At 68.7% G+C, this 20,248-nt stretch carries 16 protein-coding genes and 1 tRNA gene; 10 read left to right on the top strand and 7 right to left on the bottom strand.

Annotated features, from left to right (window positions below; genetic code table 11):
• The first annotated feature begins 190 nt into the window (after positions 1-190).
• Genes tkt through pgl form a run of 6 tightly spaced genes read left to right on the top strand, consistent with a single transcriptional unit; the run spans position 191 to position 8,304 of the window.
• Positions 191-2,302, top strand: a complete 2,112-nt coding sequence (gene tkt, locus ACIOTO_RS14825; RefSeq protein ID WP_400858594.1) for a transketolase — start codon at positions 191-193, stop codon at positions 2,300-2,302.
• Positions 2,299-3,411: a transaldolase gene (tal, locus tag ACIOTO_RS14820; protein ID WP_029261749.1), complete on the top strand. Its 1,113-nt coding sequence runs from the start codon at positions 2,299-2,301 to the stop codon at positions 3,409-3,411. Before tkt ends, tal begins: the two co-directional genes overlap by 4 nt.
• Complete coding sequence (locus ACIOTO_RS14815) at positions 3,408-5,015, top strand: glucose-6-phosphate isomerase (RefSeq protein ID WP_400858424.1); 1,608 nt, start codon at positions 3,408-3,410, stop codon at positions 5,013-5,015. Before tal ends, ACIOTO_RS14815 begins: the two co-directional genes overlap by 4 nt.
• Positions 5,016-5,036: 21 nt before the next feature.
• Positions 5,037-6,587: a glucose-6-phosphate dehydrogenase gene (zwf, locus tag ACIOTO_RS14810; protein ID WP_400858423.1), complete on the top strand. Its 1,551-nt coding sequence runs from the start codon at positions 5,037-5,039 to the stop codon at positions 6,585-6,587.
• A complete protein-coding gene (locus ACIOTO_RS14805; RefSeq protein WP_029261746.1) occupies positions 6,584-7,519 on the top strand; it encodes a glucose-6-phosphate dehydrogenase assembly protein OpcA in 936 nt (311 codons plus the stop codon). Before zwf ends, ACIOTO_RS14805 begins: the two co-directional genes overlap by 4 nt.
• Before the next feature lie 5 nt (positions 7,520-7,524).
• Positions 7,525-8,304 (top strand): 6-phosphogluconolactonase, encoded by a 780-nt coding sequence (pgl, locus tag ACIOTO_RS14800; RefSeq protein ID WP_400858422.1) that lies wholly within the window; start codon positions 7,525-7,527, stop codon positions 8,302-8,304.
• Positions 8,305-8,337: 33 nt separating this feature from the next.
• On the opposite strand, the gene ACIOTO_RS14795 is transcribed toward pgl, so the two are convergent.
• Entirely contained in the window at positions 8,338-9,441 is a 1,104-nt protein-coding gene (locus ACIOTO_RS14795) for a DMT family transporter (protein ID WP_400858593.1), read from the bottom strand.
• A gap of 61 nt (positions 9,442-9,502) precedes the next feature.
• Between ACIOTO_RS14795 and def the strand changes: the two genes are divergently transcribed.
• Both def and ACIOTO_RS14785 read left to right on the top strand, forming a co-directional pair.
• Positions 9,503-10,069 carry a peptide deformylase gene (gene def / locus ACIOTO_RS14790; RefSeq protein ID WP_105710086.1) on the top strand — a complete coding sequence of 189 codons (567 nt, stop codon included), beginning with the start codon at positions 9,503-9,505 and terminating at the stop codon, positions 10,067-10,069.
• A gap of 51 nt (positions 10,070-10,120) precedes the next feature.
• Entirely contained in the window at positions 10,121-10,609 is a 489-nt protein-coding gene (locus tag ACIOTO_RS14785) for a hypothetical protein (protein ID WP_400858421.1), read from the top strand.
• Positions 10,610-10,628: 19 nt separating this feature from the next.
• Here ACIOTO_RS14785 and ACIOTO_RS14780 read toward each other — a convergent pair whose 3' ends face one another.
• Complete coding sequence (locus ACIOTO_RS14780) at positions 10,629-12,047, bottom strand: PucR family transcriptional regulator (RefSeq protein WP_400858420.1); 1,419 nt, start codon at positions 12,045-12,047, stop codon at positions 10,629-10,631.
• 116 nt (positions 12,048-12,163) lie between these two features.
• Between ACIOTO_RS14780 and ACIOTO_RS14775 the strand changes: the two genes are divergently transcribed.
• Both ACIOTO_RS14775 and ACIOTO_RS14770 read left to right on the top strand, forming a co-directional pair.
• Positions 12,164-13,261 carry an alcohol dehydrogenase catalytic domain-containing protein gene (locus tag ACIOTO_RS14775; protein WP_029261740.1) on the top strand — a complete coding sequence of 366 codons (1,098 nt, stop codon included), beginning with the start codon at positions 12,164-12,166 and terminating at the stop codon, positions 13,259-13,261.
• A 48-nt stretch (positions 13,262-13,309) separates the two neighbouring features.
• Positions 13,310-14,746, top strand: a complete 1,437-nt coding sequence (locus ACIOTO_RS14770; RefSeq protein ID WP_105710090.1) for an APC family permease — start codon at positions 13,310-13,312, stop codon at positions 14,744-14,746.
• Between the two features lie 122 nt (positions 14,747-14,868).
• On the opposite strand, the gene ACIOTO_RS14765 is transcribed toward ACIOTO_RS14770, so the two are convergent.
• The 5 genes from ACIOTO_RS14765 to dusB all read right to left on the bottom strand — a co-directional run bounded on the left by ACIOTO_RS14765 (position 14,869) and on the right by dusB (position 20,239).
• Positions 14,869-14,944, bottom strand: a tRNA-Asn gene (locus ACIOTO_RS14765).
• 96 nt (positions 14,945-15,040) lie between these two features.
• Complete coding sequence (locus ACIOTO_RS14760; RefSeq protein ID WP_029261738.1) at positions 15,041-15,814, bottom strand: ATP-binding cassette domain-containing protein; 774 nt, start codon at positions 15,812-15,814, stop codon at positions 15,041-15,043.
• 36 nt (positions 15,815-15,850) lie between these two features.
• Positions 15,851-17,710 (bottom strand): DNA primase, encoded by a 1,860-nt coding sequence (dnaG, locus tag ACIOTO_RS14755; protein WP_105710091.1) that lies wholly within the window; start codon positions 17,708-17,710, stop codon positions 15,851-15,853.
• Positions 17,710-19,095 carry a deoxyguanosinetriphosphate triphosphohydrolase gene (locus ACIOTO_RS14750; RefSeq protein WP_029261736.1) on the bottom strand — a complete coding sequence of 462 codons (1,386 nt, stop codon included), beginning with the start codon at positions 19,093-19,095 and terminating at the stop codon, positions 17,710-17,712. Before ACIOTO_RS14750 ends, dnaG begins: the two co-directional genes overlap by 1 nt.
• Entirely contained in the window at positions 19,085-20,239 is a 1,155-nt protein-coding gene (gene dusB, locus ACIOTO_RS14745) for a tRNA dihydrouridine synthase DusB (RefSeq protein ID WP_029261735.1), read from the bottom strand. The genes ACIOTO_RS14750 and dusB overlap by 11 nt, the downstream gene beginning before the upstream one ends.
• Positions 20,240-20,248: the final 9 nt, after the last annotated feature.

Genomic DNA, 20,248 nt, shown 5'->3' with positions numbered 1-20,248 from the left:
CCGGATGACGTCATCCGCGCCGTCCACTCGCGTAGCACGACAGTCGTCTTCGCTATGCTGAAAGCACTCGCGCGCCCGGCGCTGCGCACACCCCTCCACCCGTCTCCGCGACGGTGCAGGATGCGCCAGGGAAGTTGCGGATGCGCCAGGGAATAAGGGCGCCCTCGAAACTGTCGGAAAGGGCATGAACGTGTCGGAATTGCAGTGGGATGAGATCGATCGACGCGCGGTGGACACCGCCCGAATCCTGGCGGCCGATGCCGTCGAGAAGGTCGGTAACGGTCACCCCGGCACGGCCATGAGCCTCGCTCCGGCCGCGTACCTCCTCTACCAGCGCGTGCTGCGCCACGACCCGACCGACGTCGACTGGCTGGGCCGCGACCGCTTCATCCTCTCTGCGGGACACTCCTCGCTCACGCAGTACGTGGAGCTCTACCTCGGTGGCTTCGGACTGGAGCTCGACGACCTCAAGGCACTGCGCACCTGGGGTTCGCTGACGCCGGGCCACCCGGAGTACGGCCACACCAAGGGCGTCGAGATCACCACCGGCCCGCTCGGCCAGGGCCTCGCCTCCGCCGTCGGCTTCGCCTACGCCGCCCGCTACGAGCGCGGCCTGTTCGATCCCGAGGCGGACGCCGGCACCAGCCCGTTCGATCACTTCGTCTACGTGGTGGCCGGCGACGGCGACCTGCAGGAGGGCGTGACCAGCGAGGCCTCCTCGCTCGCGGGCCACCAGCAGCTCGGCAACCTGATCGCCATCTACGACTCCAACCAGATCTCGATCGAGGATGACACCAACGTCGCCTTCACCGAGGACGTCGCGAAGCGCTACGAGGCCTACGGCTGGCAGGTGCAGACCGTCGACTGGAAGAAGACCGGTGAGTACGTCGAAGACGTCGCCGAACTGTTCGCCGCGATCGAGGCCGCCAAGGGCGAGACCTCGAAGCCGTCGCTCATCATCCTCAAGACGATCATCGGATGGCCGTCGCCCGGCAAGCAGAACTCCGGCAAGATCCACGGTTCCGCTCTCGGAGCCGACGAGCTCGCTGCCACGAAGAAGGTGCTCGGCTTCGACCCCGAGCAGACCTTCGTGGTCGCCGACGACGTACTCGCCCACACCCGCGGTCTCGCGGCTCGTGCCGCCGAAGCCCGCGCCGCCTGGCAGGAGTCCTTCGACGCCTGGGCCGCCGCGAACCCCGAGAAGAAAGCGCTCCTCGACCGTCTCGAGGCACAGGAGCTCCCCGCCGACATCACGGCCGCGCTCCCGGTGTTCGAGTCCGGCAGGGAGGTGTCGACCCGCGCCGCATCCGGCCAGGTCATCAACGCCCTCGCCGCCGAGCTTCCGGAGCTGTGGGGCGGTTCGGCCGACCTCGCCGAGTCGAACCTCACCACGATCAAGGGGGCGCCGTCGTTCATCCCGGCCGAGTGGTCGACCCATGAGTGGTCGGGCAACCCGTACGGACGGGTGCTGCACTTCGGCATCCGCGAGCACGCCATGGGCGCGATCGTCAACGGCATCGTCCTGCACGGCAAGACGCGCGCGTTCGGCGGCACCTTCCTCATCTTCAGCGACTACATGCGTCCCTCGGTGCGTCTCGCCGCCCTCATGAACATCCCGAGCATCTTCGTCTGGACCCACGACTCCGTCGCCCTCGGTGAGGACGGACCGACGCACCAGCCGATCGAGCAGCTCGCGACGCTCCGCGCGATCCCGAACTTCACGGTCGTCCGCCCCGCCGACGCCAACGAGACCTCGGCCACCTGGCTCGAGATCCTCCGTCGCCACGAGGGACCGGCCGGCATCGCGCTGACCCGCCAGAACATCCCGGTGTTCGAGCGCGGCGAGGGTGCAGCCTCCGGCGACACGTTCGCTTCGGCGGACAACGCGGCCAAGGGCGCCTACGTCCTCGCCGAGGCGCCGAACGGCACCCCGGACGTCATCATCGTGGCCACAGGCTCGGAAGTGCAGCTCGCCGTGAACGCCCGCGAGGCGCTGGCCGCCGACGGCGTGAACGTCCGCGTGGTCTCCGCTCCGTCGCTCGAGTGGTTCGATGAGCAGGACGAGGCCTACCGCGAGAGCGTGCTTCCCGCATCCGTCACCGCTCGTGTCTCCGTGGAGGCGGGCTCCGTGCTCTCCTGGCGCGGAATCGTGGGCGACCGCGGCCGTTCGGTCGGAATCGACCACTTCGGCGCCTCCGCCGATTACAAGACCCTGTTCGAGAAGTTCGGCATCACGACCGAGGCCGTCATCGCGGCCGCACGCGAGACCATCGCCGCAAACAGCACCAAGGAGAACGCATGAGCACCCCCACCGCACAGCTCGCCGCCGCAGGTGTCAGCATCTGGCTCGACGACCTCTCCCGCACCCGCATCGACTCCGGCAACCTCGCCGAGCTGATCTCGTCGCGCAACGTCGTCGGCGTCACGACGAACCCGACGATCTTCGCGAACGCGATCACCGACAAGAGCAACACGTCGTACGACGCACAGGTCACCGAGCTCGCCGCCTCCGGGGCGAGCGCCGAGGAAGCGGTGTTCGCCGCCACGACCCAGGACGTCGGCGCCGCACTCGATGTGTTCCGCCCCGTCTGGGAGGCCTCGGGACATGTCGACGGCCGCGTCTCGATCGAGGTCTCCCCCGACCTCGCCCACGACACCGCGGGCACCGTCGCTCAGGCCAAGGAGCTGTGGTCGAAGATCGACCGCCCCAACCTCCTCGTCAAGATCCCGGCCACCAAGGCAGGGCTTCCGGCGATCACCGAGGCGATCGCGACCGGCATCAGCGTCAACGTCACGCTGATCTTCAGCCTGGAGCGCTACGCCGAGGTCATCGACGCCTACCTGACAGGTCTGGAGCGCGCACACAGCGCCGATTTCGACCTGTCGAGCATCCATTCCGTCGCCTCGTTCTTCGTGTCTCGTGTCGACACCGAGACCGACAAGCGGCTGTCGGCGATCGGCACCCCCGAGGCCGAGGCGCTCAAGAGCAAGGCCGGGCTCGCGAACGCGCGCCTCGCTTACGAGCTCTTCGAGCAGAAGTTCGCGGAGAAGCGCGCCCAGGACCTGATCAAGCTCGGCGCGAACCTGCAGCGTCCGCTGTGGGCCTCGACCGGCGTCAAGGACCCCGCGCTCCCCGACACCCTGTACGTGACCGAGCTGGTCGCCGACGGCGTGGTGAACACCATGCCCGAGAAGACCCTCGAGGCGACGTTCGATCACGGCGTCATCACCGGCGACACCATCACGGGCGGATACGCGGAGGCGCACCAGGTGTTCGATGACCTCGCCGCCGTGGGCATCGACCTCACCGACGTCACGCAGGTCCTGGAGGATGAGGGCGTCTCGAAGTTCATCGACTCCTGGCACGACCTGCTGGGTCAGGTGGCCGAGGCTCTGGAGTCCCAGCGATGACCTTCTCGATCCACACGTCCGGCGCGGCGCGAGCCGCGATCGATGAGACCGTGCCCAGCCTGGTCCACGATCTCGTCGCCTCGCGCATCACCGGCGGCGACCCCACCCTCTGGGGTGCGGCCGCCGAGGCCGAGGCCGCCGTGCGCCTCGGATGGGTGGAGGCCGTCTCGGTCTCCCGCCCGCTCGTCGCCGAGATCGTCGCCCTGCGCGCCGATCTGAACACCAAGGGCGTCACCCGCGTGATCCTCGCCGGCATGGGCGGCTCCTCGCTCGCGCCCGAGGTCATCGCGCAGACCGCGGGTGTGCCGCTGACGATCCTCGACTCCACGGCCCCCGGCCAGGTGCTCGCCGCTCTCGACGAGGGGCTCACCGACACCGTGCTGGTCGTGTCGTCGAAGTCGGGCTCCACCGTCGAGACCGATTCGCAGCGCCGCACGTTCGAGGCCGCGTTCCGCGATCTCGGAATCGACCCCGTGGAGCGCATCGTCGTCGTGACCGACCCGGGTTCGCCGCTCGATGTCTCGGCCCGCGAAGCGGGATACCGCGTCTTCAATGCGGACCCGAACGTCGGCGGCCGCTACTCGGCACTCACCGCTTTCGGCCTGGTGCCTTCGGGCCTCGCGGGCGTCGACATCGACGAGCTGCTGAACGAAGCCGAAGCGTCTTCGCTCGAGGTCGCGGTGGACTCCGCCGAGAACCCCGCGCTCCGCCTCGGCGCAGCGATCGCCGCAACGAACCCGCGACGCGACAAGCTCGGTCTGATCACCGACGGCACGCACATCAAGGGTCTGCCGGACTGGATCGAGCAGCTCATCGCCGAATCCACCGGCAAGGACGGCACCGGCATCCTCCCGGTGGTCCTGCTCCCGGTCTCTCCTGAACTCGACCCAGTGCCCGCCGACCTGCAGATCGTCCGCCTGGTCGACGACGCCAACGAGTTCCACCTGCACGAGCGCCACGAGGGCGAGATCCTCGTGAGCGGCACCCTGGGTGCGCAGCTCATCGTCTGGGAGTATGCGACCGCGATCGCCGGTCACCTGCTCCGGATCAATCCTTTCGATCAGCCCGACGTGGAGTCGGCGAAGATCGCCGCCCGCGGCCTTCTCGACGCCCGTCCGGAGCCGACTGCTCCGGCATTCGTCGAGAACGGTGTCGAGGTGCGTGTGTCCGACACTGCCCTCGCCGCCTCCGGCACCGTCGAAGGTGTGCTCGATGCGCTCTGGGCCCAGCTCCCCGCCGATGGCTACGTGTCGATCCAGGCATACGTCAACCGCCTCGAGGTTCCGCAGCTCCAGGGCCTGCGCGAGCTCGTCGCGGCGGACTCGGGTCGCCCCACCACATTCGGATGGGGCCCGCGATTCCTTCACTCGACCGGCCAGTACCACAAGGGCGGACCGGCGCAGGGCGTGTTCCTGCAGATCCTGGAGCGCACCGAGGTCGATCTCGAGATCCCGGATCGCCCGTTCACCTTCGGGCAGCTCATCCAGGCCCAGGCCGCCGGCGACGCCGCCGTGCTCGCCGAGCACGGCCGCCCGGTCGTCACGCTGACGATCACCGAGTCCTCGGACGACGTGCTCGCCCTCTTCGAAGCCGCACAGAAGTAACAGCAGGAGAATCCCCCACCCATGTCTGTTCCCATCTCGCGCGGGCACAACCCGCTGCGTGACCCCGATGACCGTCGTCTCAACCGGATCGCGGGGCCCAGCGCGCTCGTGATCTTCGGCGTCACCGGAGACCTGTCACGCAAGAAGCTGATGCCCGCGGTCTACGATCTCGCCAACCGCGGTCTGCTTCCGCCGGGGTTCGCCCTCGTCGGGTTCGCTCGCCGCGACTGGGAGGACCAGGACTTCGCCCAGGTCGTCTACGACGCGGTCAAGGAGCACGCCCGTACGCCGTTCCGTGAGGAGACCTGGACGCAGCTGCTTCAGGGCATCCGGTTCGTGTCGGGTGAGTTCGACAACCCCGACTCGTTCCGCAAGCTCCGCGACACCATCGAGAAGCTCGACCTGGAACGCGGCACGATGGGCAACCACGCGTTCTACCTGTCCATCCCGCCGAAGGACTTCCCTCTCGTCGCGAAGCAGCTGAAGGATTCCGGCCTCGTCGGCGAGAACAGCGATGACGACGAGCGCTGGCGTCGTGTCGTGATCGAGAAGCCGTTCGGGCACGACCTCGAGTCCGCCCGCGCGCTCAACGCGGCGCTCGAGGTCGCGTTCCCCGCGGACTCGATCTTCCGCATCGACCACTACCTCGGCAAGGAGACGGTCCAGAACATCCTGGCGCTGCGCTTCGCTAACGAGCTGTACGAGCCGATCTGGAACCGCAACTACGTCGACCACGTGCAGATCACGATGGCCGAGGACATCGGCGTCGGCGGACGCGCGGGGTACTACGACGGCATCGGTGCAGCGCGCGACGTGATCCAGAACCACCTGCTGCAGCTGCTCGCGCTCACCGCCATGGAGGAGCCCATCAGCCTCTCGGCGGAGCACCTGCGTGCCGAGAAGGAGAAGGTGCTCGCCGCGGTGCACGTGCCGGACGATCTCTCCCTCGCCACGGCTCGCGGGCAGTACGCCGGCGGGTGGCAGGGCGGCGACAAGGTCACCGGCTTCCTGGACGAGGAGGGCATGAACCCCGACTCCACCACGGAGACATATGCGGCCATCAAGCTCGAGATCGACACCCGTCGCTGGGCCGACGTGCCGTTCTACCTGCGGACCGGCAAGCGTCTCGGACGCCGCGTGACCGAGATCGCCGTGGTTTTCAAGCGGGCCCCACAGCACCTGTTCGGGCGTGGCAACGCCTCGGAGCTCGGGCAGAACGCGCTCGTCATCCGTGTGCAGCCCGATGAGGGTGTGACGATCCGCTTCGGATCCAAGGTGCCCGGCAGCGGGAGCAACGTGCGCGACGTCACGATGGACTTCGGCTACGGCCACGCCTTCACCGAGGCGAGCCCCGAGGCCTACGAGCGTCTGATCCTCGACGTCCTCCTGGGCGACCCGCCGCTGTTCCCGCGGCACGAGGAGGTCGAGCTCTCCTGGAAGATCCTCGACCCCGTGGAGAAGTACTGGGCGGCCGTCGGCGGTCCGGTGGAGCAGTACGCTCCGGGCTCGTGGGGTCCGGCATCCGCCGACGACCTGCTGGCCCGCGACGGACGAGTCTGGAGACGCCCGTGATCATCGACCTTCCCGACACGACCGTCAGTCAGGTCGCCAAGCAGCTCGTCAAGGTACGCGAAGAGGGCGGCGCCGTCGCCCTCGGCCGTGTGCTGACCCTGGTCATCGCCGCCCGCAACGGTGTCGCCGAAGCGGCCATCGATGCGGCCAACGACGCATCGCGTGAACACCCCATGCGCGTCATCGTCATCACCACGGGCGACGGCGATTCCCGCCTCGACGCCCAGATCCGCGTGGGCGGCGACGCCGGCGCGAGCGAGGTCGTCGTGCTGCGCGCCTACGGAGACGCCGCGAGCAACGAAGAGAGCCTGATAACCGGCCTTCTGCTGCCCGACGCTCCCGTGGTCGCCTGGTGGCCGGAGGATGCTCCGACCTCGCCGTCGACGTCACCGCTCGGCCGCATCGCCCAGCGCCGCATCACCGATGCCGCAACCTCGCCCGACGTGCGCGATCGGCTCGCGCTGCTCGGACGCACCCACGCCCCCGGAGACACGGACCTCGCCTGGACGCGTCTGACGCACTGGCGGGAGCAGTTGGCCGCTGTGCTCGATCAGCCGCCGTACGAACCCATCACGGGTGTCGAGGTGCGCGGTGGGTCGGCTTCTCCGTCGACCGCGCTGCTCGCCGCCTGGCTGCAGATGGCTCTGGGCGTTCGCGTGCGCTGGTCGTACGAGAACCCCGAGCACTGGCAGGAGGGCATCAAGTCGGTCCGTCTGACCCGCGCCTCCGGCGACATCCTGCTCGAGCGGCCTTCGCCCGGCATCGCCATCCTCACGCAGCCGGATCAGCCGAACCACGACCTCCACCTGCCGCGCCGCACGCTCCGCGAATGCCTCGCGGAGGAGCTGCGCAGGCTCGACCCCGATGTCCTGTACGGTCGAGTCATCACCGAGGGCTGGGAGAAACTGGGTCCGCCCGAGACTGGAGAGTGACGTCGATGCCGGTATCGTCCGCAGAGAAGCGGGTCGTGGTGGAATCCACCCCCGCCGCCCTCGCCGCCCGAGTAGCAGACCGTTTCCTCACGCGTGTTCGCGCGCGCACACGGAACGGTCGAGTCGCCCACATCGCCCTCACGGGTGGTTCGATGGGCGGTGCCGTGCTCCGCGCCACGGCTGACGATCCGCGGTCCGCCGCGATCGACTGGTCACTCGTGCACTTCTGGTGGGGTGACGAGAGGTTCGTGCCGCGAGACGACGCGGACAGGAACTCCCTGCAGTCGCGCGAGGCGCTCCTCGACCACATTCCCGTGCCCGCAGAGAACGTGCATGAGGTGGCGGGGCCGGAGACCGGGCTCACGCTCGACGAGTCGGCCGCGGCCTACGCCGCCGAACTCGCCCGTTTCGGCACCGACGAGCACCCGTGGCCGTCATTCGCCGTCTGCTTCCTGGGCGTCGGTCCGGACGGACACATCGCCTCGCTGTTCCCGGATCGGGAGGAGGTCACGGTCACCGACGCCGCTGCGCTCGCCGTCCGCGACTCTCCGAAGCCCCCGCCCGAGCGCGTCACGCTCACCCGTCCGGTGCTCAACTCGTCGAAGCGGGTGTGGCTCGTGCTCACCGGCGCCGACAAGGCCTCGGCACTCGGACTAGCCCTCGCCGGTGCGAGCTACACGAGCGTGCCGGCGGCCGGCGCCAAGGGGCGCAAGCGCACCGTGTTCTTCGTGGATGAGGCCGCCGCCTCCGAGGTCTCACCCGACCTCATCGATCAGGCGTACTGACCGTCGCGTCACTCACGGTCCTCGCTCCTGCAGCTACTGCTGCTCGGGGGGACCGGAGCGCCGCGGTGGAAGGTCGCCGTCATCCGGGCTCTCGGAGCTCTCCGGACGTTCACGTTCCGTCGCGTCGACGGCCGTCGTCCGCGAGGAGGAGGCTTCTGCGGACGCCCCCTGCCCCGTCGGCGTGCTCCCGCGCTCGATTCCCAGCTCCTGGCTGTCGCTGAGCACCTGCGGGTGGTAACGGGCGAGACCCACCACTCCCCACACGGCGATGGCTCCGGCGATCGCGAAGATCACCATGACCCACGGCGGTGCGGCCGCGGCCTCGCCGAGAACGACCATGCCGATCAGAACCGCGACGAGCGGATCGACGACCGTGAGGCCGGCGATCACCAGGTCGGGCGGTCCCGAGCTGTACGCGGTCTGCACGAAGTAGCCGCCGACCGCAGCCGCGGCGAGGAGCGCGAGGACGCAGATCGCGGTGATCCACTCGAACTGACCGGCCTCGATGCGCTTGATGATGACCTTGGCGAGGGTGGCGACGAAGCCGTAGAGCACGCCGGCGCCGACCACGTAGAACAGCGCACGCATGCGGTGACGGAGTATCAGCCAGCAGGCTCCGAGGATGATGATGACCACCAGCAGGAGGGCGAGGATCACGAAGAGCTCGCGCTCCGTCACCTCCTGCTCGGTCGCGTAGATCGCGGCGAAGAAGACGAAGAGGAAGATGCCTCCGACACAGCATGCTATGGCTGTGAGCGATTGTCTCGTCGGACTGTGACCGGAGACTCTCGCGTTCAAAAGCGTCGTGATGACGAGCGCGATGGCACCGAGCGGCTGCACGACGATCAGCGGCGCCTGGACGAGGGCCGCGAGCTGACAGACCACCGCGAGGCCGAGCATGAGCGTTCCGACGAGCCAGGAGGGCCGTGTGAGCAGTCGTTTCAACTGGTCGAAACTCAGCCCCGATGCCCCATCGGCGCCGCTGAGGCGCTCGACCTTCTCGACTCCTCGGTGCTGGTATTGCGCGCCGAGCGACATGAAGACCGCTCCAGCGAGGGCCAGGGGGATCCCGAGCAGGATGCCGGGGTTCTGGAAGGCTCCCACGAGCTGATCGCCGACCTGTTCGGCCCCGTTCATCCACACCCCAGCAGTCACGGTACGAGCCTACCGGGCGAGCGCCGCCGACTAGGGTTGTGACGTGGCTGTACTTCCGATTCGCATCATGGGCGACCCCGTCCTGCACTCCCCCGCATCCCCCGTCGACGAGATCACCGACGACATCCGCACGCTCGTCGCCGACATGTTCGAGACGATGGACACCGCTCCGGGAGTCGGGCTGGCGGCTCCGCAGGTCGGCGTGCCCCTGCGCATCTACACCTACGCCTACGTGGACGACGACGATCAGCCCTGGCGCGGCGTGCTCATCAACCCTGAGCTGTGGATGGTGCCGCTCGAACCGGGCGACCCCGACCCCGACCTCGAATCCGAGGGCTGCCTCTCGTTCCCCGGTGAGCGTTTCCCCCTGCGTCGCTCGGAGCGGGTGCACGTGACGGCGACGGATCTGGACGGCCGACCGGTCACGATCGACGTGGACGGGTGGCGTGCCCGGATCATGCAGCACGAGTTCGATCACCTCGACGGCATCCTCTATGTGGATCGTCTCTCCGACGGCGATTGGAAGACGGTGCAGAAGATCGCACGCAAGCGCGGATGGGGACGTCCGGGGGCGAGCTGGATGCCCGGTGTTGACGACCTCGAGGGCTGAGCCGCAGCACGAGTGGAGATCGTGTCTCCGAAGGCACGAAGGAAGATCAAGATGAAGCTGTACGAACGACCGTCTCTGCTGTTCGCCGCGTGCGCCCTGACGCTCGCGGTCGCCCTGACCGGCTGCGGGACCTCTGAGCCCTCTCCTGAACGCAGTGCGACCGGCGACGGCGCTGGTGTCGCGAAGGTCGAGACGCCCGCGGTGACGGTCGGTGACTGTCGCCTCGAAGCCGCCAGCGGCCTGCCCGAAGACGCCGAAGTCGTCCCGTGCGCAGAGCGGCATGACGAAGAGGTCTTCCACGAGATCGAGATGCCCGACGGCACCTTCTCGCAGCAGGCGGTCGAGGCAGCCTCCGCCGAGTGCGTCGGGGATGCGTTCACGGCCTTCGTCGGAGTGCAGCGGGAGGCGTCCGCGCTCGGCGTGTACCCGATCCCCCCGGCGGAAGAGACGTGGGACCAGCCCGACGGGCGCACCGTCTACTGCGTGCTGTTCGATCCGGCCGGACAGATCGAAGGAACGCTGGAGGGCGCCGCGCGCTGAGCGAACGCTCCGGTGACTCTCAGCCGTCCGACGCGCGCAGCGCGAGCCACGCGGCGACGCGATCGTCCGGATCGGCCAACGACAGCCCGATCAGATCCTCGATCCGTCGGATGCGAGCGGTCAGGGTCTGCCGGTGGATCCGCAGGCGGCTGGCGCTCTCGCCCCACGCACTGTTCGCGGCGAGGAAGACCCGCAGCGTCTCGATGAGTTCCGTCCCTTGATCCCCCGAACGGAGCGGATCGAGCAGTCGGCCGACCCTGCCCACCTGCTCCCGATCGAGTTGCCCGAGCACGAAGGACACGGTCGGGATCGTGGTGTAGCGGACCACACGTTCGCCACCGGCACGGGCCGCTTCGCACGCCTGGCGGGACTCGTCGACGCTCCGGGCGAGTGCGTCCGTGCCGGCCGGGCGTCCGAGGCCCAGGTACAGCGTCGAGGCGAAGGCCTCCACTCGGTGCGCGATCTCTTCCACGTGCTCTTCCCGCAACAGGCCCTGGATGAGTCCGCGCTGCGATGTGAAGACGTGCTCGGCGCCGAGTTCGTCCAGCCACAGTGCGAGTAGATGCTCGACGTCGACGCCGCTCGTGCGGGACGCCAGAGCGAATCCCACGAGGGTCCGCTCGTGCACACCCCAGCGGCGGAGGAGGCGCGTCGCCCGGTCTCCGCCCTCGAGAACCGTCTCGAGCATCATCGATCGACCGAGACGCTCGAGATGGCTGCTGTCGCGCGTCCTCATGAGCAGATCGAGCAGCGCAGCGGCTTGCGAGCTGAGTTCCCGGCCCCGACCGGAGCTGTCATTGCGCGGGGCGGTGACGAGCTGCGCGGTGACGTCCTGTCCGGGGCCCACGGGATGAACCTGCAGTGCTCGATGACGCACGCGGACGGGCCGGCCGATCGCGACCGCGATCGCGTCGTCGATGTGCAGGCTTCCCGCACCGGCGGTCGTGATCACCTCGCCGTGCCGGTCGAGGAGCACGGCCCATCCGTCGATCCGGTGTGCGAGTTCGGCGATGACGCCTGTGATCCCGCTGCGTCGAGCCGCGAGCGTGAGAACACGCATCGCCGAGGTGATCGCTCTGGCCTCCGCGGCCTGGTCGACGGCGAGGAGCGCCGTGAGCCGGGGCATGAGCAGTTCCTGCGATGTGTGCGCCCCCACGATCGCGGTGATCCGCGCTGCGGAGAGCACCTGACGCAGCGGTGGTGTGTCGACGCTCGTGACGAGCACGATGTCGCGCAGGAGCGTGGCGCGTTCCGGATCGTCGACGAGAGCGAGGATCGGCTTCTCGTCTGTCGTCACGAGTGTCGTGAAGAGCCGGTCGGTCGGGATGCCGAACGCGTCGATCGCGACCACCGAGTTCACGTGTCGGGTGCTCGGGACCTCGCCCTGCAGGAGTTCGCCGTCGAGGTACCGCGCTATGGAGACGACATCACGAACCATATCTCGATCATACGAAATGTCGAGTGCAAGCTATTCCATTCACACATTTGTCGGATGCTCCGACCGGGCGCGCTCTCCTAGCATCGTGCGCATCCCCTCTCCACCCGAAGGATGTCATGAAAGCTGTTGTCTTCCGCGATCCGCAGTCACCGATCGAGTTCGTCGACGTCGACCTCGCGCCCCCGCGCGCCGGCGAGGTCCGCGTGCGAATCGCGGCCGCCGGCGTCTGCCACTCCGACCTGCACGTGAAGCGCGGCGAGTGGGATGCCGCTGCTCCCCTGGTCATGGGCCACGAAGGATCCGGCGTCGTCACCGAACTCGGTGAAGGCGTGAACACGCTCGCCGTGGGCGATCACGTCGTGCTGAGCTGGGTGCCGCCGTGCGGCGAGTGCCGCTACTGCCGCGCCGGTCACGAGGCACGGTGTCAAAAGGTCGCGACCGTGGTCGCGCCCCTCGGCGTGCTGTTCGACGGGACCTCGCGTCTCAGCCGCGACGGCGAGACGCTGCATCACTACCTCGGCGTCTCCTCGTTCGCCGAGGAGGTCGTGGTGCCCGCGTCCGGAGCCGTGAAGGTGCGCGACGACGCCCCGCTCGATGTCGTCGCCGTCGTCGGGTGCGCCGTGGCCACCGGCGTCGGTGCGGTGCTCAACACGGCCGCGGTCGAGCCCGGTTCCACCGTCGCGGTGATCGGGTGCGGCGGCGTGGGCCTCAACGTCGTCCAGGGGGCGCGACTCGCCGGTGCGGAGCGCATCGTCGCGATCGACGTGCGTCCCGAGAAGACCCAGCTGGCCCTGCAGTTCGGCGCGACCGACCGCATCGACGCCTCTCAGGGCGACGCCGTCGCGCAGCTGCGGGAACTGATCTCCGACGGGGTCGACTACGCCTTCGACGCCATCGGACGCACCAGCACGACGGAGCAGTCGATCCAGATGCTCGGGCTCGGCGGCGCCGCCGTGATCGTGGGCCTCCCCCCGACGGGTGCCCGCGCCTCGTTCGAACCCCTCGTCCTCGCCGAGGCCGACCAGCGCATCCTCGGATCGAACTACGGCTCCGTCCGCCCCTCCATCGACGTTCCCGCTCTGGTGGACCGGTACATGGACGGACAGCTCAAGATCGACCCCCTGATCTCCGGGCGGCGCCCGCTGTCCGAGGCCGCGGCGGCCCTCGACGATCTCGAGACCGGTTCGGCACTGCGTACGCTCCTCATCCCCTGACCGCGCACCGCGGACCCTCACCCCTGAAACCCGAATCCAGGAGAACCCATGTCTGACACCGTCGTCGCCCCGCCCGGCGCGCCCCAGGATGCCGGCCTTCGCACCGGCGTCATGAGCGGCCCCGAACTCGCCGCTCAAGCCATCGCCAACATCGCCCCCAGCGCCGTCATCGCCTTCACCGCGGCGGCGATCTTCCTCGGTGCGGGCAACGGCACCATCTACGCCTTCGCCCTGGCGACGATCGTCATCCTGTGCGTCGGCTACTGCGTCGTCGTGTTCGCTCGCAAGCACGCCTCGGCGGGTTCGCTGTACACGTACGTGTCGAAGGGCCTCGGGCCGTTCGGCGCCTTCCTCGCCGGCGTCACCCTGCTGATCGGCTGCTTCGGCATCGCGGCCGCCTCCCTCAGCGGTTCCGTCAGCTACATGGCCCAGTTCCTCCGCATGCTCGGCCTTCCGGCCCAGGGACTCGGATGGGACATCGGCCTCGCCGTCGTACTCGGCGGGTTGGCGACGCTGTTCACCATCCGCGGCATCCGCCTGTCGGCCCGGGTCTCGCTCGTGCTCGAGCTCCTCTCCGTGGGTATCATCCTCGTGCTCCTGGTCGCGGCACTCATCTGGGCCGGACCCGCCGCGTGGGACCCCGCTCAGGTGCTCGCCACCGGATCCTCGTTCCAGGGGGTCGCGTCGGGCATGGTGCTCGGCATCCTCGGGTTCGTGGGGTTCTCCTCCGCTGACGCACTCGGCCGAGAGGCCAAGGAGCCGTACAAGGCGATCCCCCGCGCGATCATGTGGAGCGCGCTCGGCGTCGGAGTCCTATACGTGTTCGCGGCGTATACGCAGATCACGGTGTTGGGCGACGACCTCGCCACCTCGGCCAGCCCGCTGGAGAGCATGTCGGCTCTCATCGGCATGCCGGCCTGGTTCGCCGCCGCCCTCACGATCGGTGTCTCGGCCTCGTTCTTCGCGGTCGTCGTCGCTCCGCTCAACGTGATCGGGCGCATCGTGTACGTCATGGGCAAGGAGGGCGTGGTCGCCGAGCGGTTCGGTCGCACCCACGAGCAGCACCTGACCCCGCACCGCGTGCTGATCATCGCCGGCGCGGCCGCGATCACGGTCGACATCGTGCTGCTGCTCTCGGGAGCGGCGACCGGCGACATCCTCGTCTGGGTGAACACCTGGGGCACCTACGGCTACATGGTCGCCTATGCCCTCGTCGCAATCGCCTGCGTCGTCTACACGCAGCGGGCGAAGATGCGCAACGGCCTCGTGAAGGTGTGCGCGACCATCGCGGTCGTCACCATGGCGTACGTGTTCTTCGCGAACGTCTGGCCGGTGCCGGCGTTCCCGTACAACGTGATCCCGTACATCTTCCTGGCCACCGTCGCTCTCGCGCTGACCCGGTACCTCTACCTGTCGCGTCGTCGACCCGACGTGATCGCCCGCATCGGCAACACCGAGACGAGCGCCATGGAGGGCGTCGGCTGACGCCGTCCTCCCCCACTGATGAGAAGAGCCCCTTCTACCGAAAGGGCTCTTCTCTCCATTTCAACCGCTCGATCCCGCGCCTGAACGAGAAAAGCCCCCTCCGTGGAGGGGGCTTTTCTCGTTGGCTCCCCGGCTTGGACTCGAACCAAGAACCTGCCGGTTAACAGCCGGCTGCTCTGCCAATTGAGCTACCGAGGAATGTGCCCGCTCAGCGGGCAACTCGACAAGCTTAGCAAACTCCGGACCGACTTCATGACACCGGGGCACCCTTCGCGGATGCCGGGCGTGTCGTGCTCAGCGGCGAGAATCCGACTCCGCATTCGGGACCCAGAGCAGGTCCCGTCCGACGCCCCGGGCGACCACGTGACCGGCGCGCAGCATGAGCGTTTCGGCGTTGAGCTCGCGGATGAAGTCCGCATCGTTGGTGACGAGCAGGGCTGCCATCCCCTGCTCCTTGCGGCGTCGGGTGATGGCGTCGAAGACCACCGGTCGCACTTCGAGGTCGAGGTTCGCGAGGATCTCGTCGGCGATCAGCACCTTCGGCTCCAGGACGAACGAGCGCGCGATCGCGACACGCTGGCGCATGCCGGCGCTGAGCTCGTACGGGAACTTGGCCGCAGTGCCGAGCGGAAGGTGCAACTCGTCCAGGAGCGTCGCCACGCGGATCGAGAGCGCCTTGGTGTTGACCTTGCGCTCGCGGACGAGGATCGGCTCGGCGATGACCTCGTTGACGGTCAGCCGCGGCGGCAGGTCGGCACCCGCCCCCTGCGGCACGAAGCCGGTGCGGTAGGTGAGGATTCTGTGCTTGCGTCCCGGCCGGCGCACGTCGACGCCGCACACCTGCGCGCTCCCCCCGACGACCTTCACCGAAGGGTCGGTGGAACCGGCGAGAGCGGCGACCAGAGTGGATTTTCCGGAACCCGTGGGGCCGGCGACGCAGATCAGTCCCCCGGGAGCGAGAGAGAAGGTGACGCCGTCAACGGCGCGGGTCGGCATCCCGTGGCCGATCCGGTCGATCACGAGATCCGAGCAATCGATCGCGTTCGTGGATTCTGGCCTGCGGGACATGTGTCCATCCTGCCTTCTTCGCGGTGCAGGGCGGGGTTACGACTCGGCGAAGCGCTGACGCTCGGCATCGATGTCGCGAAGGCGCATCCGCAACGCACGGCCCCCATCGGAATCCGCCGGCACCCGCTGCACGGCGCCGAGAAGCTCCTGCTTGTCGCGCTCGAGCTGGCGCAGGACGAGTCGTCGGGCGAGGTCGGCCACGGTGGCGACGGCGCGCTCCTCGTCCCGCGCGGGGAAAGGCGTCATCAGCAGCTCACCCGCCAGCGAGCGGTAGGGCTCGCGGACGCTGTTGACGGCCTCCGTCACCCAGCCGGCCCTGGTGCGGTCGGGCGCCGCCGCCACGGCTTCGCGCACGGCGTCGAGACCCGGGGTGCGGAACGGCATGCCCAGCGCCCGATTCAGGAGGGCCTGATCGACCTGATGCCCGTACTGCAGGGCACCCATCAGCGCGTCCCGTTCGACCGCGACATCGGGGCTGCGCGGAAGACTGGCGAGAGTGACCGGCGCCACGACCGATGCCCCGGTCGCGGGATCGACTTGCGGAGCCTCGCGACGCGAGTGCTGCGGCGTGGAACCGCCACGCGCCGCGCGCTCGACCTCGCTACGCACCTCGGTGGGATCCATCCCGAGTCGCCGTGCCAGGACACGCTCGTAACCCGGGCGAAGGAGCTGGTCGCGGATCTCGGCCACGATCGGCGCCGCAGCCCTCAGAGCGCCCACGCGCCCCTCGACGGTGGAGAGATCGAAACCGCCCAGCTTGCGGTCGATCGCGAACTCGAACATCGGCTGCTTGGTGTCCATCAGCCCGCGAACGGCGGCGTCACCGCGCTGGAGACGCAGATCGCACGGGTCGAGGCCGTCGGGCGCGACCGCCACGAAGGTCTGCGCGTTGAACCGATCGTCTTCCGTGAAGGCTCGCAGTGCGGCCTTCTGGCCGGCCTCATCGCCGTCGAAGGTGAAGACGACCTCGCCCGAGGCGTTGTCATCCCCCATGACTCGACGCAGCACTTTGATGTGGTCGGTACCGAAGGCCGTGCCACACGTCGCGATGGCCGTGGTGAGACCGGCGAGGTGACAGGCCATCACATCGGTGTACCCCTCGACCACGACGACACGGCGGGGGTCTCCGCGCGCGATGTCGCGCTTGGCGAGGTCCAGTCCGTAGAGGACCTGCGCCTTCTTGTAGATCGGGGTCTCCGGGGTGTTCAGGTACTTCGGGCCGTTGTCGTCGTCGAAGAGCTTGCGCGCGCCGAAGCCGATCGTCTGACCCGAGACGTCGCGGATCGGCCACACCAGGCGCCCGCGGAACCGGTCGTAGACGCCGCGCTGCCCGGTGGAGACCAGTCCGGCGTTGCTGAGCTCTTCGCGCGTGAAGCCCTGTGCGGTGAGTGCCTTGAGCATGCCGTCCCAGCCGCGCGGCGCGAAGCCGACGCCGAAATGCGCCGCGGCTCCGGCGTCGAAGCCGCGCTCCCCGAGGAAGCGGCGGCCGGCCTCGGCATCCGGCGTGAGCAACTGTGCGCGGAAGAACTCCGCGGCCGCGGTGTTCGCCGCGTAGAGACGGCTGCGGCCGCTCGTCTCCGGTGCCGCTCCCCCGTCCTCATAGTGCAGCGTGTACCCGATGCGGCCGGCGAGACGCTCGACCGCCTCGGTGAAGCTGACGTGGTCCATCTCGCGCAGGAACGAGTAGACGTCGCCCGACTCGCCGCAGCCGAAGCAGTGGTAGTAGCCCACCTGCTGGCGCACATGGAAGCTCGGGCTCTTCTCGTCGTGGAAGGGGCACAGTCCCTTGAGTGAACCCACGCCCGCCGACTTCAGCGCGACACGCTCACCGACGATGTCGGCGATGTTCGTGCGCGCCTTGACCTCGTCGACGTCGGCCTGCCGGATCCGCGGCATCAGCGCGCCCCTTCGGCGATGGGCCGCCTCTCGGCGTGCGCCCGAGCCCCGGGTCGGGCGTGACGAGGAGTCCAGATGCCCACCTCGGCCGGATCGATCTCTCCCACGAGCCGGTTGTGCCAGTCGATCGCACTCTGGTCGGTGAGGCTCGCGATCTGATCCACGACGACCCTGGCGCGCTCGGCGTCGTTCTCCGCCGCGATGAAGTCCGCAGCGAACGCCGGCTCGAGCACGTCGGATCCGGCGGACCACAGGGCGTCAGTCGACCAGAGCGCCTCGGCGAGTCGCGTCAGAACGCGACGCTGCTCCTTGTAGACCCCCTTGCGGGCCTCGATCGTGACGATGGCCTGACCCATGATGCCCTTGAGCACGGCGATCTCGACCTCGATCACCCGCGGGACGACGACATGGGCGTTGTAGCGAACCAGAGCCGTGCTTCCGTACGCCTCTTTGGTGGCGGCGACCGCGGCTTTGGCGAAGCGGCCGATCAGATCGCTCGTCAGGTTCTTGAGCCGGGCGAGCGCCTGCCGTGAGCGGTCGAACGACGCGAGCCACATCGGCTGGGACGAGAGGCGGTACAGCGCATCCGCCAGCTCGTCGCGAGTGAAGTCGTATCCCACCCACTGCTGGATGCGTCCGAGCAGCGCATCGTGCGCACGAGGATCGGCCAGCTGCGCGACGTCGACGTATCCGTTGACGATCGCGTCCTCGAAGTCGTGCACCGAGTATGCGATGTCGTCGGAGAGATCCATGATCTCGGCCTCGATGCACCGCAGGCGTCCGGGGGCTCCCTCGCGCATCCACCGGAACACAGCCTCGTCCTCGGGGTACACGCCGAACTTGAGCCGCCCACCGGGATCCGGCACCGGACTGTCGACCGTCCACGGGTACTTGCACGTCGCGTCGAGGCTGGCGCGCGTCAGGTTCAGTCCGACGGAGCGGTCATCGTCGTCGAGCACCTTGGCCTCGAGCCGCGAGAGGATGCGCAGCGACTGAGCATTGCCCTCGAAGCCGCCGATCGGCTCCGCCCATTCGTTGAGCGCCCGCTCGCCGTTGTGTCCGAACGGCGGGTGGCCCAGGTCGTGGCTCAGGCAGGCGGTGTCGACCACATCGGCTGAGACGCCGAGGGCGACCGCGAGCTCCCGCCCGACCTGCGCCACCTCGAGCGAGTGTGTCAGGCGGTTGCGGGCGAAGTCGGCCGTGCTGGCCGGGCTCAGCACCTGTGTCTTCGCGGCGAGCCGACGCAGAGCTGCGGAATGCAGCACGCGTGCGCGATCGCGCGCGAAGTCATTGCGCTCGGATCGATGGGTCTCCGCGAAGAAGCGCTCGGCGTCACGCGCGTCGTAACCGTCGGCGCGCAGGCCGACCTGGGGATCAACCGCCACTGTTCTCGATCTCCGCTCCACGCATCATCTCCGATGCCGACGAGGCGAGCTCCCGCGACTCCAGCCACTTGTCCGGCAGTGCCGTCCGCTTCGGGTGCCCGGAGCGTCCGCGCTGCCCCTCGGCATCCGCACCGGGATACGGAGCGGTGTGATCGAGTCGCCCGAGGAAGTCGTCGATCTCCGCGAGGCTGGACGCGGTGGCGAGCCCGGTGCGGATGTCACCACCGACCGGGTATCCCTTGAAATACCAGGAGACGTGCTTGCGGATGTCACGGCACCCGCGATCTTCGTCTTCGAAGAACTCGACCAGCAGCTCGGCATGCCGACGGAAGGCGTTCGCAACGAACCCGAGCGTGGCGTCGACCGTCTTGCCCTCGCCGCCGAAGGCGGTGGCGAGCTCACCGAACAGCCACGGGCGTCCGAGGCAGCCGCGGCCGACCACGACACCGTCGCAGTCGGTCTGCGCCATCATGCGCACGGCATCGTCGGCGGACCAGATGTCGCCGTTGCCCAGCACGGGGATGCTCGTGACGGCCTGCTTCAGCTCGCCGATCGCGTTCCAGTCGGCGTGCCCGGAGTAGAACTCGCCCGCGGTGCGCGCGTGCAGGGCCACGGCGGCTGCACCGGCATCCTCCGCCGCGCGCCCGGCGTCGAGGAACGTCAGGTGATCCTTGTCGATTCCCTTGCGCATCTTCACCGTGAGCGGCACGTCACCCGCCGCCTTGACCGCCTGGTCGACGATGTCGGCGAACAGCTTCGACTTCCACGGCAGCGCTGCTCCCCCGCCGCGGCGGGTGACCTTCGGCACCGGGCATCCGAAGTTGAGATCGATGTGGTCGGCATGGTCTTCCGCGACGATGATGCGCACGGCCTCGGCGATCGTCTTCGGGTCGACACCGTAGAGCTGAATGGACCGCGGCGTCTCGGACTCGTGATGCCGGATCAGCCGCATGGTCGTCTCGTTGCGCTCGACCAGCGCGCGCGAGGTGATCATCTCGCTCACGTAGAGTCCGGCGCCGTACTCGCGGCACAGGCGCCGGAAGGCGGTGTTGGTGATACCCGCCATGGGTGCGAGGACGACCGGCACGTCGAGGTCGATCGGGCCGATGCGAAGGGGGCGGGCGGGGGCGGTGGCGAGAGTCATGTCCTCTCC

This window comes from Microbacterium sp. NPDC087592 (genome assembly GCF_044743585.1).
Classification (GTDB): Bacteria; Actinomycetota; Actinomycetes; order Actinomycetales; family Microbacteriaceae; genus Microbacterium.
This window is presented reverse-complemented; position numbering and strand designations above follow the sequence as displayed.